The 17,329-nt window shown below is 51.0% G+C and carries 12 protein-coding genes; 2 read left to right on the forward strand and 10 right to left on the reverse strand.

What is annotated here, in order from left to right; all coding sequences use genetic code 11:
* Positions 1–21 precede the first annotated feature (21 nt).
* From H7F31_RS24985 to H7F31_RS25000, 4 genes are all read right to left on the reverse strand, one after another.
* Entirely contained in the window at positions 22–1,623 is a 1,602-nt protein-coding gene (locus tag H7F31_RS24985; RefSeq protein ID WP_187100996.1) for a response regulator transcription factor, read from the reverse strand.
* Positions 1,620–3,344 carry a sensor histidine kinase gene (locus H7F31_RS24990; RefSeq protein WP_187100998.1) on the reverse strand — a complete coding sequence of 575 codons (1,725 nt, stop codon included), beginning with the start codon at positions 3,342–3,344 and terminating at the stop codon, positions 1,620–1,622. The genes H7F31_RS24985 and H7F31_RS24990 overlap by 4 nt, the downstream gene beginning before the upstream one ends.
* 104 nt (positions 3,345–3,448) lie before the next feature.
* Positions 3,449–4,528, reverse strand: coding sequence for an amidohydrolase family protein (locus H7F31_RS24995; protein WP_187100999.1), 1,080 nt, complete (start codon positions 4,526–4,528; stop codon positions 3,449–3,451).
* Positions 4,529–4,541: 13 nt separating this feature from the next.
* Positions 4,542–4,898: a Rieske (2Fe-2S) protein gene (locus H7F31_RS25000; protein WP_108993320.1), complete on the reverse strand. Its 357-nt coding sequence runs from the start codon at positions 4,896–4,898 to the stop codon at positions 4,542–4,544.
* Positions 4,899–5,001: 103 nt separating this feature from the next.
* Between H7F31_RS25000 and H7F31_RS25005 the strand changes: the two genes are divergently transcribed.
* On the forward strand, positions 5,002–5,763 hold the full coding sequence (locus H7F31_RS25005) for a helix-turn-helix domain-containing protein (RefSeq protein ID WP_187101000.1): 762 nt from the start codon (positions 5,002–5,004) through the stop codon (positions 5,761–5,763).
* A gap of 36 nt (positions 5,764–5,799) precedes the next feature.
* Here the strand turns inward: H7F31_RS25005 and H7F31_RS25010 are convergent, their stop codons facing one another.
* Complete coding sequence (locus tag H7F31_RS25010; RefSeq protein ID WP_187101001.1) at positions 5,800–6,552, reverse strand: LamG domain-containing protein; 753 nt, start codon at positions 6,550–6,552, stop codon at positions 5,800–5,802.
* Between the two features lie 278 nt (positions 6,553–6,830).
* Between H7F31_RS25010 and H7F31_RS25015 the strand changes: the two genes are divergently transcribed.
* Positions 6,831–7,241: a hypothetical protein gene (locus H7F31_RS25015; RefSeq protein WP_187101002.1), complete on the forward strand. Its 411-nt coding sequence runs from the start codon at positions 6,831–6,833 to the stop codon at positions 7,239–7,241.
* 525 nt (positions 7,242–7,766) lie between these two features.
* Here H7F31_RS25015 and H7F31_RS25020 read toward each other — a convergent pair.
* From H7F31_RS25020 to H7F31_RS25040, 5 genes are all read right to left on the reverse strand, one after another.
* A complete protein-coding gene (locus tag H7F31_RS25020; protein ID WP_222622723.1) occupies positions 7,767–9,905 on the reverse strand; it encodes an alpha-L-fucosidase in 2,139 nt (712 codons plus the stop codon).
* An 83-nt stretch (positions 9,906–9,988) separates the two neighbouring features.
* A complete protein-coding gene (locus H7F31_RS25025) occupies positions 9,989–11,026 on the reverse strand; it encodes a glycoside hydrolase family protein (RefSeq protein ID WP_187101003.1) in 1,038 nt (345 codons plus the stop codon).
* Positions 11,027–11,053: 27 nt separating this feature from the next.
* The gene (locus H7F31_RS25030) at positions 11,054–13,267 is read right to left on the reverse strand and encodes a glycosyl hydrolase family 95 catalytic domain-containing protein (protein ID WP_187101004.1); all 2,214 of its coding nucleotides are present in this window, start codon (positions 13,265–13,267) and stop codon (positions 11,054–11,056) included.
* A gap of 42 nt (positions 13,268–13,309) precedes the next feature.
* Complete coding sequence (locus tag H7F31_RS25035) at positions 13,310–15,703, reverse strand: glycosyl hydrolase family 95 catalytic domain-containing protein (protein ID WP_187101005.1); 2,394 nt, start codon at positions 15,701–15,703, stop codon at positions 13,310–13,312.
* A gap of 38 nt (positions 15,704–15,741) precedes the next feature.
* On the reverse strand, positions 15,742–17,301 hold the full coding sequence (locus H7F31_RS25040; RefSeq protein ID WP_187101006.1) for an extracellular solute-binding protein: 1,560 nt from the start codon (positions 17,299–17,301) through the stop codon (positions 15,742–15,744).
* Positions 17,302–17,329 lie beyond the last annotated feature (28 nt).

Consider the following 17,329-nt stretch of genomic DNA (forward strand, 5'->3'; position numbering starts at 1 on the left):
CGTCCTTTGGCTCCTCGTCAATCAATGCTTGATCTCGCTGGGCTTGACTCCCCAATACTTCATAAAGACCTTTGAAAAGTAGTTCACATGTCGAAATCCAACCTGCGCGGCCGTATCGTAAACAAGCTGTCCGGTTGCCAATAGTTCCTTTGCTTTCTCCATGCGAAGCTTCAGCACATATTCCGAAAAGGATTCTCCTATAAGCTTTTTAAATATTCGGCTCAAGTACGAATAATTGACATACAGTCTATCCGCAACCAAATAGAGACTAAGCTCCTCCTCGTGAATATGCTCATGAATAAATTGAACAATTTCCTTCAACATTAATTGCGTTCCCGTCTGCTTGCGCTGCGCAATGGTCGAGCTGATAGAGAAAGACAGCTGCCGGAACCATTCCAACACCTGTTCCTTGGTCAAAAGCGACGGGTATTGCTCAAACCGGGCGTAATCCTTTCCAAGCGCGTCCGACATGAACCAGCCATGCGAGTGGACGATTTTCCCCAAAAAGCAGACCATTCGAAAAATCGCTTCTTTCGCTTCCATTGCAGAAGCGCCATTGGCAAATCTGCTTTCGATTATTTTTTCTGATAATGCCATAATCGCCGCTTCGTTGCCCGTCTCAATCCCCATCTCCAGCTCTTTCTCGATATCCTGTACAAACATCAAGCTCGCATTGAAGCTGGACGGATCACGGAATTGGACAATCGTTTCATTACCTAGTACGATCCGTTCCTGCAGTGCTTGCTTGCTCTGCTTATAAGCATGCGGGAGCATAAGCGTATCGTCTGTAACAGGACCCAGCCCTACGCTGGCTGTCAGCTTTAAACAATCCTTCACTGTCGCTAATAACGTTTGAATATGCTGATGCGCTTGCGATTGCCAAGACCCTGACTCCTCCTGCGTATGCGACCCGAACAATATAACCACCGTCATCCCGTCATCATCCTGCAGAATAATTGGATCCAGCTCCATAAAAACCTCTCTGGCGATGGTTAGCAAAGAAAATTGTACTAATGGGCGATCTTGTTCGTGAAAACGTGTATTGCCGGCCTGAATCGGATCCATGTCAAATACAAGCGGCCACAGCGGCCCTTGCTTGATCGAAATATTGAGATCACGACATCTCTTCTCCAGCTCCCACAGAGCATATTGTCCATTCAACCAATTCTTATACATCGATTCTCGCAATTGCGGCAGCTGCTCTTGCCATCTCTGCTCTAGCAAAGTGAGTTGATGCCTTTCCCAAAGCTCTGTTTCATGAAGTTTCTTTAACTCCAAAACCGCCTCCAGCAGCAGTTCGTTCGCTACAGGTTTCACCAAATATTTACAAACCTTATAATCAATACTTTCTCTTGCGTATTCGAAATCATCGTAGCCGGTTAAAATAATGATCTTGATATGCGGATACCGTTGATGGAGCTCCCGAGCAAGCTCTAACCCATTCATATCTGGCATCCGGATATCGGTTAACACAAGATCCAAATGCTCTTTTTGCAAAATTTCCATGGCTGCTCGCCCGTTGCCGACTGCGTCAACGACTTCAATCCCGTGCTCATTCCAAGCGATCCCCTTCTCCATACGTTCGCGTACAAAATGCTCATCCTCCGCAATCAACATTCTCATGCTGCTTCATCCCTTTCTATCGGCAAAGTTACAGTGACTCGAGTTCCGCCCATCGCATTATGATCGATTGTCATTTCCGCCTGATTTCCATAATACATCTTCATTCGTGATACAACGTTTTTTAACCCAAAGTATTTGCTGAATTCTTTTTCTTGTATATACCGATAAGAATGGGCATTTATTTTCTGGAGCTCCTGCTTGATTTCCGTCAACTCGTTCTCTGCAATTCCACAGCCCGTATCTTCGATCGTTATTCGCAAAAATCCATCTATCAATCTGGAACGTATATAGAGATCACCGCCATAGGAGCTTTTGCAAATGCCATGTACAATCGCGTTTTCCACGATAGGCTGCAATAAAAGCTTGAGAACCGGAATAGGCTTCGTGTCCTCGGCGATATCCATTTCTACCGTAAACTGATCCGTTCGAATTTGTTGAACTCTGATGTAATACATAAGATGCTGGATCGTCTCCTCTAACGTAAAGGTTTCCTTTCCCTTGCCCAGGCTGAATCTAAAAAATTGGGCCAGATTTAAAACCATTTCCCCAATTTCCTTGATCTGGTGCTTATCCGCGACAGAATAAATAGAATCCAACGTGTTATACAGAAAGTGCGGATTGATTTGAGATTGCAGCAAGCTGAATTCGGAGCGCGCCAGCTTAAGCTCCTTCTCGTAGTCGTCCTCAATAAGCTTGCGCTGAGACTCGGCCATTCGATTAAAAGCATCCATTAACAGGCCGAACTCATCCTTGCGTCCATGCTTGATATTTGCAAGCAGATGCCCGCCGCTAAATAGTTTAATGGCGCCGAATAGTTTTCGCATCGGCTTGGAAATTTCACTGTACACGAGCCATGCCAAACATAACGCCAGCAATATGCTGATCATAATGATCAAATAGGTCATCAGCTCTAAATAATAAGGCTGCTTAAAAAGTTCGGATTCCGGCTGTTCCATCTGGATGGACCAGATCCCATTGCTTTCTTCGATACTGAACATGTTATTGCTCGACTGAACCGTGGAATTGCTCGTCAACACAAGCTGATCCAGATACAGAAGACTTGTTTTTATATGCTCGGAGGTTTGCAAATGCTGAACAACCGTATTTAAAGCATGTTTATCGATCACAATCACTAGTACATTATCTTGTGAATTACTGTTAAACACGTCTAAAAGCCTTGCATAATAAATATAACCTTCCTCCAAATAACGGGATTCATTTAGTTGAGCGGCATCCGGCATATAAACCGATAACCCTCCATTGGCTTCTAGTGCGTCTTGAAACCATTGTTCCTCGCCAATCTCCTTCCACTTTACTCCGCCTTGCAATGTCGAAATCCCGCTTCCGCTTTGTCCATGAACAATAAACGCCTCTCTTACGGCTGGATTTACGCTAATTAATGCGGAAAGCTGCTGTTGGATCATGCGCATATCATAGAGATACTGCAGATTTAACGGATCATCCGCTTCCATCCAAACATTTACGATTTCCGGATTCGAGCTTATTAAAAGCGATTGCTGCTCGATATTTTTCGTAAGCTGATCCACATATTCCAAAGCTGTAAGCAGTGCCCCTCTCGTACGCTCTGTAATTTGGTCATACATCATACGTTGCGAGTAAACATTTGCAATGACGCTAACGACCACGAGAGGCAGCAAAATGACCAGAAAACTGACCGTTAACTTAAATTGAATAGAATGCCATACATTCGATAGCTTCATGCCGCTCCCCCCACTATAAATAAATGTTCAAAATCTTTATAAGGCGGAAAAAGACGGAGAAGCACATATTCGCGCTCCTCCATCTTTCCTATACCTTTATTTCATTATGGCAATTTAAATAATGCCCTTGCATTTTCACTCAAAATTTTACGTTTTGTCTCTAACGGGAATTGCTTTAGAATCTTAGTCGGATCATCAAAATCCCAATGCGGATAATCGCTGGAGAACAATAACATGTTTTCTGCATCGAACATTTCAAACATCATTTTTAAATGTTTTGGATTATCAGGCTCCTCAATCGGTTGAGTCGTCATAAAGCAATGGTCGCGAACATATTCGCTGGGCAACCTTTTTAGCCATGGCGTTGACGCGCGAAGCGCTTTGAAATTTTTGTCCAGCCTCCATAACAGCGGCGGCAGCCAAGTGACGCCTCCTTCACTGAGCACGACCTTGAAGTCGGGATACTTCTCAAACACGCCCTCACATACGAAGCTTACCAAATGGGCCATGTACGTCTGCGGCAAACAACTATGCCACTCCAAATAATTCGATACGTAGCCGACAGCTGTTGGAGGATTAAAAATACCTGAACCTTCTGCGCCAGGGTGAATAACCAACGGCATACCATTTCGCTGACAGGCTTCATAGATGGGATGAAAAAAGCGTTGCCCGTACGGCATCCTTGATCCCCCAATAATCGATACGCCGACGATATCAGGATGCGGGGCTATTCGATCAATCTCCCTGGCCGCTTGAATCGGATCTTGTGTAGCTATACATAACAAACCTTTAAATGTTGGGCTTTTCGGCAGCCATTCCGCAATTAAGTAATCATTGTACGCTCTGCACATCGCCGCTGCATAATCGGCATCCGCAAAAGAAGAAACGGCGATCATGGAATCAGAACATAAAATAGCATACTCAACGTTAAACGGCTCAATCAACTGCTTAATCATATAGTCGGGATCTGCCCCGACAGGCAATCCGCTCGGAGGATTTGCATCCTTTCTCTTATTTCCGATCGGCGATGCATAGGGCAGGCCACCGCCTAACGGCAAGCCGCCTCCGCGGAGAAGCGCCTGGCTTTTCCATGTATCATCCAGATAAGGAAACAAGTCATGATTCGACCTAAAGCCATTATGCACATCACAATCGATAACCGGCAACTTTTCTTCTTGATTCATTATGTCTCCTCCTCTATTTGCCGACAGTGATAAACAACTGGCCATCCTGTATTTGCATCGGATAGCTGCGTACGCGAACCTTATCGCTGAATAAGGACTTCCCTGTTTTCAGATCAAATTCCCAGCCATGCCAAGGACAACGTACAATCTCCTGATCGCGACCATAAATAAATTGATAAACCTCCGACTCCATATTTGTCCCGCACACCGGACCTTTACAAATTTCGGCTCCCTGATGAGGACAATAGTTATGAATGGCAAAATATTCGCCGTTCACATTGTAAACACCGATTGAACGCCCTTCAATTTCGACCACGATATTCGTTCCGACCGGGATTTCTCCCTCTAATGCGACAGGATAAAGAGCCATTTAAAATCCCCCCGAACCAATCAATTAGGAAAACGTTTTCTAAATAATCCGAAATCAGATGTGATATAATCACATCACATGAATCTAGATGAGGTGATCGTTTTTGCTTCAACTTTTTCTCGTTTGCGTGGACGATATGAGGAGCAACTGGCATATCGAAGAAGCTCGTACCCCCTATAATATTTTCATCCTCGTCACGAAAGAAAAATTAACCTATACGATTGAGGGCATTGACGTCCAGCTCGAGAAGGGCGATATTTTATACATTCCGCGCAACAAATTACGCGGAGGCCGCAATCATCCCGATGGACCGCATCAGAAATATTCGGCGCATTTTCATATCCTGCAACCGGATGCGTTTCCTTTTCTTCAGGTTGAGCACTTTTGTAAAATTCGCACTCGACAGTTAGACTACATGACGCAGCGATTTGTCGTCCTTCTGCAGCAGTGGCTCGGACATCTTCCCCAATATCAGATAATCAGCCAAGGCATTTTGTCCGAATTGCTGGGACATATGGGGAGAGAAGCCGAGATGACGGTTTACTCCCCCGCTAAATTAAAGCTTGTCAAAACCATACAAACCTATCTCATCCAGCATTATCGGGAAACGGTCAGCATTCCGCGAATTGCCGAGCTTTCGGGCCGTTCGCCCAATTACATCAGCCAAGCCTATAAAGAATTAACAGGCTTGACGCCAATAGCGTATATTCATCATCTTCGCATACAAACGGCGATGGACTTATTGATCAACAACCATATGACCATCGGCGAGATTTCGGACTATCTTGGCTACAGCGATCAATCCCACTTCAATCGTATGTTCAAAAAGTTAATGGGAGGGCCTCCATCCAGCGTTAAACGATAAGATAGTAAGCGCTTTAAAGAGACTGCAAACCCAAACTTATACTGTTATCTTACAAAGTTCCGCTAACTCATCTTCGCCCAGAGCTTCCTTAAATACCGCCAAGCCACCAATAGCTCCGGTATAAAAGTTGCCCATTTCGTTGGAACGATGCACCGCAGCTACTGTAAAGTTCGCGCCATCGTCTCCGCCATCGAATAATCCCGAATCATACAAATAGGGGTTAAAATCTTCACGTTCATCCAGAACCCCGTCCAAATATACCTTGGCGTATTGTCCGTCATACGTAAAAGCCACGCAATGCCATTCTTCTTTTACAATAGGTGTAGAGCCGATCGCCGAGGTCATGCAATACTTATAACCCGGCGTAGGACCTCCCACTGCCGAAACATGGCCGCAAACCTGGTCGGCACTGTCCCAAATATTCAAATTAACAAACATGCAGTATTGACGTTTCTTTTCTGTCTCATTCCATATCCCCGCTATGGCCTCGCAACCTCGATTGGGAATATTCTCGCGCTTTAGCCATGCCAATACGGTAAGTTTGGCATCTTTGCCATGAAAGTTCAGTTCAGGACAGGCATGTCTCGGCAGGTTCCACCATTGTCCAAGTTTAACTTGAGCAGCTGCGCCGAACGGTCCGTCCTCAACTCGCTCAATCGGTCCGGCCATCTCTGTCAAGCGATATGGGAATGGTCCCTTTGCTACCGCCTCTTGTCCGGGCTGCTCGGCAAAATCCCAAAACGAAATTAATTGCGAATGGTTCACTATGATACGGTATACATCGTTCATTTCAAAACTCCTTCCAATTATTCGAAGAGTTGTACGAGATACGATCTACACCGAGTATAGCAAGCATCCCCTGTCAAACACTATATACAAAACATGACTCATTTGAACAATTCTATGATGGATATGTTTTCGAAGTTGATCGACAAGGAAAAGCAGCAGTCCCGGGCAAAAACGAACGCTGGTCGGAGGCAATAGAAAGATCTTGGGAATCAACGCTCCCAAGATCAAATTCCGTCCAATCGATTGGGCAATTTCCTCTTTAGAAATAGCTTCCAAACATGAAAAGAGTGAGTGTTTTACTTATACTGATAACGATAATTCTGATAGGATGCACAACCAGTAAAGATAGGGAAGCAGAGCTAGATGTGCTAATTAAAACCTACACTGATTCTTTGTTAAGTAAAGATGCAGAAAACCTAAAGAAAATCATTCAAGAAGGTGTCACAGATGTCGAATCTTCATTAAGAGGTAATGATTTTATTACTTTTGAAACAACTAGCAAAAGCATTAATGGAAATGAGGCAGTGGTTGACCTAAAGACTGATGTAGTAGAACTTCTAAAAAACAATGAGAAAGTTAAACTTATTGGCCTCATAACGCTTAAAGTCACATTTGGTGATTCTGGATGGATGATTACCGATATTGAAACCGCAATAGATCCATCAACACCAAGGCCGCCTCAAACATAGAACATATCTTATGAAAAAATCACTCTATTTAGAATAATTTCCCTTTCAACGAACAAAGCCGCTAAGTTACCTTAGTAGAAGTTCAGATCGATCATATATTGCAGATATTGAAGCTATATTTGAGAGCTAATTGGAAAAGGCCACCTTCTTCTTCAAAAGGTGACCTTCCATGTCGGTTTATTGCTGATTCCTATGGTTTTAAGTTTCCCTAGTAAAAAACACAACACCGGATTATTATGCACACGTATAAAATTTCTGACTCAGCGGAATATTCAGTCCCCCCTCCCTATAGTTGGATCAAATACCTCGCACGCAGGTAGTAAAGCCATTTCTCATTATCATTAACCTCTCCACAAAAACGAATTGTCTGTGGCTTCGATACACTGCAGCTTTGTTTCCGTAATCTTGCTACTCTCTTCAGGAATGACTGTCAATTGACCCGAGTTAATGGTTATATTGATAGCAATGCATCCGGAGGTTTCCGAAGAAAGCAGACTGACGAGGGAAAAATGTTTAGTTTACCTTCTAATTTCCCACATCCGTCGCATCGATCTCGACGAATTCGTTTCCGTCATCCTCCCAGCCAGCCAGCGGGATCAAGGTCACCGAATAAAATCTCATCAGCTCATCCCCATCAATCCGGACAGGCAAAATCATCAAGTCATGCTCGCCGGACGTCATGCCGAGCTCATGCTCGGCCAACAGCCGTTCGCCGCTTGACGACGGGACAATGCGGCCTTCGATACGTTGATCGCCCAGGGCAATCGCATAGCTGCCATGACAGACCGCTCCCCGTGAGCCATACGCCATCACCAGCTTGAACATGCCTCGATGCTCCAACCGCACTCTCCACTTGACCAGTTGATGGATACTGCTCCAATCCCGGATATAGTCATTGTCCTTTTTTCCGTCGCCGTAACCGATTCCCTGACTGACTTCCGCATCAAATGCTTTCAGCACCGTTGCTTCGGTCCGACCGATGAGTCGCGCGGGATTAACCTCGGGTTCGCCGTCAACTTCAACGGCCAACACGCTATTGACGGGATCCGGAGCCAGTACCGGAACATCGATCTGCCAGTCGCAGGCGTTCAAGCGCGTGGTCTGCAAGGGCTTGCGCTCAGGGTCCGCCAGCAGCCAAGCTTTCCTGATATGGCTCCTCAGACCTCCCAGCACCAAACTTCCGTCCTCCGGCCAGTTGAAGACATGGAGATACAGCATGCCGCCCTTTCGGGTCGACTCTCCCCAGCCTTGTACAGGAAGCGGCGTCCGTCCGACGCCATAGATGCTTTCGCCATTGGCATCCAGCCAGTTTCCGATCGACCGAAGGATCGGAATATCCCGATCGTCGATCCGGCCGTCTCCCATCGGCCCCAGATTCATCAGCACATTTCCGCCGCGAGCCGCCGACTTGGCCAGCAGCCGAATAAAGACGCTTGCCGGCTTATGGCTGTGGTCATCGGCCGAGTAGCCGTAAGATTCGTTGGTCGTCGGGATCGTCTCCCAATCGCCCGGGCAAGGGAAAATATCAAGCGCCCGATCCGCCGTATTGACATAGTCGGCAAAGCTGCCATAACCAAACCCGTTAGCCAGCCTTCCGTTTACCACCACCCGGTCGTCCGTTTGGCGGATTGCCCGCAAAATTCTTAAATTTTCCGAGAGAGGAAGCTTGTGAGGGGTATCGAACCATAAAAGATCGGGTTCATAATTGCGGATAAGCTCAACAATTTGCGGGATCGCCTTCCGGTCTACATAATAGTCCGCTACCCGGGGCAGCAGCTCCGGATGTTCGCTGAACCACAGCCTGCCGGCTCCCTCGTACAGCTTTAAATCGCCGCCGGGATTGGTATACTCCCAGTCATTGCCCGGCGCGTCCGGATGCTCCCAATCGAAGGCATGGGAATAATACAGACCGAAGGCAAGGCCATGACGCCTGCAGGCGTCCCTAAGCTCCATCAGCGGATCGCGCGCGAACGGTGTCAAGCGAATATCGAACGGATAAGCCTCGGAAGGATACATGGCAAAGCCGTCATGATGTTTGGCCGTGATGACCACATACTTCATGCCTGCGGCTTTTATAAGCTGTACCCAGGCTTCGGCATCGAAGCTTTCCGGATTAAATTTTTCGATAAATTCGCGCCGGTATTCCTCCAAACTGATCTTCCGGGCTCTCATCAGATGCTCTGCATACCCCGTCGAAGGCTCTCCTTTCCACCTTCCGCCCGATAAAGAGTACACTCCCCAATGAATAAAACATCCGAAACTCGCCTCGCGCCACCAGGCAATCCGCTTCTCCTTGCCGGCCAGGGACTCGGGCCACCATGTCTCGACCGCTTGCCGGATAGCCTCCCGATCGCGGACTTCGGGCTCCGGGATGACCGGCGCTATGACCCGGATTGAACCGAACGGGAAGGCCGAGGCTCGCTTGAGACGAAACGTCTCCGTGGCGCTTCCTCCTGTAATAACCATGGAATCGCCCGTGAAACGCTCTCCCGCATACACGATAGCCTGATAGCCTGGAGCAACCTGTACAGCATCAACTTCCCCCTCGCATAGTCCATGCTCAAGCAATTGGGGGAATTCATATTCGCCTGGATCTAACTCTAACTCCGTCGTTGATTCCGCTTGGCGGATCGTAACGGCCGGCGATTCTACGGATTTCTTCATACAAAAAACCTCCTGCACCGCCCGGTTGGCCGAAAACGTCGCAGCCACGGACAGCTTATAAATTTCCGAATATTCTGAATTAGTCATTCGGGAGCAATCGGAATCACCATGTTCCATGTATGCGAAGCACGTCTAAATCCTCCATCTCCGTCTGCCGTCGCCGCAAACAAGTGCGTCGGCTTCCCGTCCTGGAATAAAATGAACGGCCGCTCGAAGCTGCCCATCGTCGACGTTGAGCCGTCATCCCATGCAACCGTTCTGGAATACGCTTTGGGCGTGTCCGACATTTGCCACTTCAGACCATCCTCGGAATAGGCATGTATGCCGGCATGCCGCTCCCCGCATATATGGCCGTCCATATCTTTGGCGATAAGCTCGTACCTGTCGCCCGAATGCCACACAAATGGGTCCTCCAGGTGGAAGCGGGCCGGCGGGAACAGCGGCTTCTCGCTGATCACGCGGTAGATACCGTCGAAACTGTCGGCCCGAGCCGCGCCGAACGTCATCTGTCCATGTTTGTTCCCTTCATATCGCCGCGCTTTGTAGATCAACAGCACGGAGCCGTCCCCGTGTAGACACGGCGCCGGATTGGACGTGAGAAAGCTGTCGAAGCAGCCCGGGCGGGTCGGCATAATTGGGGCATCCTTTCTCACCCATGGGCCAAACACGCTCTTGGAGACAGCTATTCCGATCCGCTTGTTGGCTCGGGCGACGATCGTGCGGGCATCCTCGAGTCCCAGCTCCTCTCCCTCCGTCACGTCGTTAAGGGGATAAGTGGAGCCCATATAATAAAGCACGTAAGTATCTCCATGCTTCGTGATATGCGGATTATGCGTGCTTCGGCCATCCCAATATTCCGCTCCTCGGGCAGGCAGCACCACCTCTTGGAAGGCGTAGGGCCCTTCCGGCGTAACGGACACCGCCCGAACGACCTCGGAATGGACCAGCCAGCCCGGATGCATCGGAAGATGTTTCGGCCAACGGGAAGCAAACATATGGAAGCGGCCGTCCTCTCCTTGGACAACGGAGCCGCACCATATCCAATACCCTTCCATGCGGAAGCCCCCGGCTCGCGGAGCCGGAAGCAGACGTTCATAAAGGCTGCGAGATGTTGTTTTCATAGGACCCTCCACAATGTCAAATCATATTTATTCATTTCCCGGCAGCAGCAGCAGCCGCTCACCGGGCTTCGTCTCAAGCTCGAGTCGATCCCCGGCAAACGTTGCTTCATCCGTCCCGTCCCGATAGACCTTGACGCCCCGATCCGGCCATGGATTAAGCAGCTTGAGCCGTCTTCCCCGTTCGCTTTCGACGAGGATATAACGCGCTTCTCCGTTTTGCCATTCGCTGCTGACGACAAAAGCGCCGAACGCTCTCAGCTTTTTGAATTTCGCCTCTCTGTCCCGAGGCCAAGCCGGAAATAAACGAAGAATGCCTTGATGGCTTTGCAACAGCATTTCGTGCAGGCACGCCGGAACGCCGGCCGTATCCTCTATTCCTCCGCCTCCGTGATGTATCGACAAGTTCGGTAGCGAATAACTTTCGCATTCCGCTCTCAGACGGTTCAGAAGCTCGACCGGATCATAGCCGACCCGCGCGGCAGCCGCGTAATAGGTCGGGAAGGCGTTGAAATCGGACCAGCGCTGCATCTCGGCCACCGTGTCTTGCGCAATCTTCAACTCATCGGACGAACTGTCGAGCCCGATCATCCCTGCGGGGAATACATGCTGCACCGCCAAAGAATTGCGGTCGTTCCAGCTCATCCCCTCTTCGGTCAGCCGATAGACCGATTTTCCGTTGCGTTCCATTAGCGGATAATCGCTCAAGTGCGACAGGATATGCCGCCACTTCGAACGTCTGTCATCGTCCATATCAAGCTCAATACTCAAATCGATCATGGCCCCAAGCACCATTCGCACAAAACCGAGCGAGAGAATCGGGTTTTTCCGATCATGGGATCTTTCATGGATGTCGTCGTCGTAGATGACGTAGCGGCCGTCTTCCAGGACTAGATAGTCCTCCCAGAAATCCGCAACCTCCAGCAGATAAGGATATACCATTCGCGCATAGTCCATATCGTACGTATAGTAGAAATGCATGAGCAGATTGACGGCCGCGAACGAGGCATTGGATTTTTGTCCATGATACATCATGGAGCAAATCATCCCGTCCGGTCCGAGCTCGACCGGCATATAGATGCCGCGGCAGCTCAGCTTCTCCCTGGCCAGACGTTTGCCAAGCGGCAAGAAGGCCAGCAGAGGGCCGGCGTAGCCCGATGCCAGGTCAATCCGGTTGCCGGTATATAAACCAAAGTAAGGCGATTCGTAATTGTAGTTCATCGTATAAGACCCGGTCCATTTCGGCCGATCCGTCGTCACCCAGTTGCCGAACAGCCCCGGCTGGGTTTTGTCCGGGCGCATGCAAGAGCCGATTATATAATAGGAAGCGTAATAATATTTTTCGAGTACGGGATCGCCGATCTCGACGGAAGACGCGCTCCAATACTCTCGCCACCAGCTCCGATGCTCCCGCTTTCGTTGCTCCAGTCCGTCCAGACCTTCCGCTGCATACTCCCCCAATCGATCCAAAGCGCCTCGCAAGCAATCCGGTTCATCCAGGTTGCTGACGATCGCCGTCACGATGGCCAGCCGTTCTCCCGCCCGGAGCTTGCAGGAGGCTTCCACGTTCTGAAACAGCCACTTGCTTTGCGAATCGGCGCCGATGACGCGGCTTGCGACCGCAACGCGGCGCACCTCCGGCAGACTGCCGGGATTGGCGGCGTACCGGAACCAAACCGCTTCGGCTTCAACCCCGTTGTCATAATGGAATACCTCGTCGGTGCCGCTCTCGCCGGCATGGAGTCTGGCCGACAGCTCAAGCTCCCCGGCCTCGCATGACAGCTCGGTTACCAGTACGTTGGAGGCGGCGGAAACCCAGGAACAGATCTCAATATGCGCCCGATCGTTCCGAAAGGAACTCCGCGTCTCGGCATTCAAAATATCCTGCTCCAGCAAATATGACGCATCCTGGAGCGCCGGCATCAGCAACGACAACTGTCCTACCGTAATAATACGGGCGCCGGTTCGTCGTCCGTTGTCCCGGAGCAAGCGGTCGACCCGCTGCTCCCCGCTTTCGCCAAGATGAGGCTGGGTCCAAAAATCGTTTTTGCCGATATAATAGGTTTGTTGACAAGCCTCTCCCCCGATCGCCACGCCGACATCCCCGTTGCCAAGCAGCGGCGCATCCGTCCACGTATCCGTTGGAATGCGGGCGGGAGGGCGCCGGAATACGCCCGTCCTGTCCTTCCATTGTTCTTCCCGAATGATGATTTCGTCCTGGTCGTTCCACACTTTCGCTTCCATTGCTCTCCTCCTCGTCTCATTTCCTTGCTGTGGCTGTATCGGTTATATCTGGGGCTGCAGCTCCAGTTGCAAGCGCAGCGGCCTGTCATCCAGCTCAACGGACACGGGATGTCCCGGCCGGTATTCGAAATTCCGAATTCGCGCTACAAAGTCCGGCAATACAAGCTGGATGACCTGAGGTCCGCCGCCGGCACGCAGCGTAACGTCCAGTCTTTGTTCTCCCCGGTCCCAGTCAAGCTCGCATTGCACTCCGCCTCTTGACAGCAGCGGTCCCGCCGAACCCCGGATCCAGCGTGACGGCAGCGCCGGGAGCAAATGCAGCTCGCCGGGTACGGAGAACAAGAGCATCTCTTGTACCGCCGCCGTCCATCCCATATTGGCATCCAGCTGCACGGGCGCCCAGTCCATGTCCACGCCGATGCCCATGCCCCGCCAGTCGTTATGGAGCGTCATCAGATTGTTCATGACGCAGGAGCGGCCAAGGATATCCAGACATTCCAATGCCAAATCCCCTTCTCCCATACGCGCATAGTTATTTGCCATATGGGCAAGCGACCAGCCCGACTGCTCCTTCAGTCCAATAACGAGCCGCTTCCGGATCGCCTGGACGAACGAGCCGAACAGCTCCGGATCGTTCTGCCGCGTCACTTCGATTCCCGGAAAGACGGGATATGCATGCGACTGATGGCGATGATGGTAATTGTCGTCGAAGTCGGGATGCATCCATTCGCGTATGGCGCCGTCCCCGTTGATCTGATAAGGAGGAATCCGCTCCAGCATGGCCCGCCACTGGCTTTCTTCTTCCCCGTCGTCTCCGATCGCGCGCAAGCCGTCGGCCAAATTGCCTAACAATTCCTTGGCGATCGCGAAATCCATGGTTGCATTCATCGTCGTACCCATCGAGTGACGCGGCCCCTTCCAGTAGTTCCCCGGCGTATTCTCCGGCGAATTGGAAGGCGAGCTCACAAAGCGCCCATCCTCGCCAAGGATAAAAAAATCCCTGTAGAACCATGCGGCCTCGCGCATGAACGGAATCGCGCGGTCGCGTAAAAAGACCTTATCGCCCGTATGCAGGTAATAGTCGTAATACAACTGGCTGATCCAGCCCGCGCCGCCGGTCCAGTGGATAATGTGAGGCTGAATATTTTTGAGCAGGCCCGAGTCCGGCGCCGTCGGGGCGGGGATATAGATGCCGCGGCAACCGTATAAGCGGCGCGCATTCGTCCGGAAGTCGTCCATTAGCGACTCCATGTAGTCGAACACGGCCAGCATCTGATCCGGCATATTGCCGGAGAGCGCCTGCCAATACATCATTTGCAAATTTTCATTGACCATGTGAAATGCCCATAACGCATCGTAATCGCCGGCCCACAACCCATACAGATGGCACGGCTGACCTTTCTCGCGCGAAGCGGAAATCAGCAAGTAACGACCGTATGCCCACATCTTCTCCATAAGCGCATCCGGCGTCTCGCCCCGGTATGCCTCCATCAGCAGCTCCTCATTGGAGCGTTCGCGTCCCTCCGCCTTCAAATCGAAGGACGAAGCGCGGAACAATCGGCCGTGCTCCGCCCCATGCCGTGCGAGCAAGGAACCGTAATCGTCATCCATTTCGCGAAGCCCGAGCGTCAAACGTTCCCATTCGCGCTCCCTCTCCCCCGACGGAAACAGCCGTATGATCGCCAGCAGCGAATCGGCGCCTTCGATCGCGCAGTCTTCTTCGCCGGCGCCCATTGCCCCCGGCCTGGCCGAGATCCGGGCGACGGCGCCGAAGTCGGAGCCGTCATTGTTGCGAGCGGCATAATACAAATAATCGCCATCTCTTTTTGTTTCTACCTCCTGCGGGATGTAAGCCGTGCCCGGCCTGCGGGTATCCTCGGGGTTATGCAGTTGAAAGGCCAGTCTGGCATCCAGCGCCAGCGGGCCTTGCTTTCGAATTTCCAGGACGACGGCATCGTCCGTGCGTGAGACGAACAAAGCCCTTTCGTAAGCGGTCTCGCCATCCTTCCATCCGACAACGATCTCCCCGGTTGCCATGTTCAGCCTTCGCTCGTAATCGCGGAACGCTTGCCGCTGCGGCATAAAGATCTTAAGATCGCCGAGCGGCAGAGGCGAAGCAATCTTTGGCTCATACCCGCTCGCGCGCAAGCCTCCGGCCAGCACGCCTTCGGCCGTCTCCGCTTCTCCCCCGCCTACCAGGCGGCGAACCTCGGGCAGCAAGGCGCTTACATCCGGCAGCTCCGGCGTCGAGCCTTTGCGCCATAGCAGCTCGTGATTAAGCAGCACGGTTTCTTCGTACACCCCGCCGTATACCGAGGCGCCAATGTTTCCGTTGCCCGACGGCATCGCTTCCCTCCACTGGGAACGCCACCATGATGCGGGATAACGCATCGTTAATATATGTTTATGATCGGTCGTGCGATTGGCCGAATACATGGATATAGACCCCTTTCCCCGCGAAACAAGCTTCGCTTTCACTTCAGGTTTTCTGTAACGCTTACGCCATTATTCTCGCGATAGCGGCGCGTCGCTTCCTCCAAAATGTCGTTGCCGCCTTTCGCCATGTATTCCTCAATGACCTTGGGCCAGTCCGAGATCGGCTCGGCGCCGTATATCATGCGGATCATATGGTCGATAACCAGCTTCGGGCCGACATCGTCGGATTGCGGCACCAGATCGGGATATTTCGCGAACGAATTTAATGCCGGAAAAAAACGCACCGTGCCAAGCCCCTCCCGGGACACGATGTTGTCCATCGCGGACAGCATATCCCTGCCGTTCTCGGTCAACTGCTCGCGCTGCTTCATGTATATTCCGTCGTGAACGAACCACAAGCCCGTACGGAACGAATCCAGATCGATCTCCTCATCCGTCTCGGGAATATCGAATCGGATTTCTCCGTCTTCGTATTGAAAGGTATCGTTCTCGATACCGAAGGAAAAGTAGGTTTCGGCTTCCGGCGTCAGCATCCAATCGAAAAATCGAACGATACTGGCAGCCTTGTCCGCCGTAACCTTGCGGTTAATATAATAAGAACTTGCGACGTTTGGATAAAGCAGATAACCGCCCGACTGCTCGGGGCCGCGTGGCGACGGGACGATATCGACTTCGGCTTCCGGAACCGCCTTGCGGATTTTGCTGCGGACATCGCTGAGGCTTTTGGCGTTGGCCGACCAGATGCCGACTTGACCGCCCTCGATGCGCTTGCTGTATTCTCCCTGAGTGATCGTGGCAAAGTCCTTCGGAATGAGTTCCTCGTCCAGCATCGTCTTATAGGTCTGGAGAGCGGCTGTCATATGCTCAACGTCAAAAAACTTGGGCACAACCTTGTCGTCGACGATTTCGAACTGTGAGGGCAGCACATCGAATGCGCCGAGTATCGTATCGGCATACTTAAAATTTTCGCGCATCTGATACGGATATTCGATGCCTAGCCGCTTCATCGCCCGGAGCATGTCCAGAAACTCTTCAACGGATCTCGGGGCAGGCAAACCCGTTTGCTCCAGCAAGTCGCTGCGGATATACGTCGCTCTTCGGGATGGAATGGACAGCCAGGACGGAATGCCGAATATTTGGCCGTTGTAGCTCGTTTCCGCCCATGCTTCCTCGGGCACTTCGCGCATAATGTTAGGCGCATGCTCCTTCAGCAGCTCATCGAGCGGCATAAAGATGCCCGCTTCAACCGATCCTGACATTCCTGTCGTAGTGGCGCCGCCGATATTTTGCACGACGTCCGGAATGTCGTTGGAGGCAAACATCAGCGACATTCGCTCATGAAAATCCTTTAACGGGAACATGCGGATCTTCAGATCAGTATTCGTCCGTTTTTCCAGCTCCTTGATCCATTTCACGTCGTTGATGTCCTTCAACCGCTCGGCGTATTGGTTGCTGCTCGACGAGATGGACATGGAGAAGCTGAGCGCCCGTTCCGGCGCTCCATCGATTTCGCGGTTATAGCTTTCCGTTCCCGAGCAAGAGGATACCGCCATCGCGATACCGATAAGCAGCAGGATCAGCCGCAGCGCGTTCGTCATAGTTCTTCCTCCCAGCCTGATGCATGTC

The organism is Paenibacillus sp. PAMC21692, from assembly GCF_014303795.1.
In the GTDB taxonomy this organism is placed as follows: domain Bacteria; phylum Bacillota; class Bacilli; order Paenibacillales; family Paenibacillaceae; genus Pristimantibacillus; species Pristimantibacillus agaridevorans.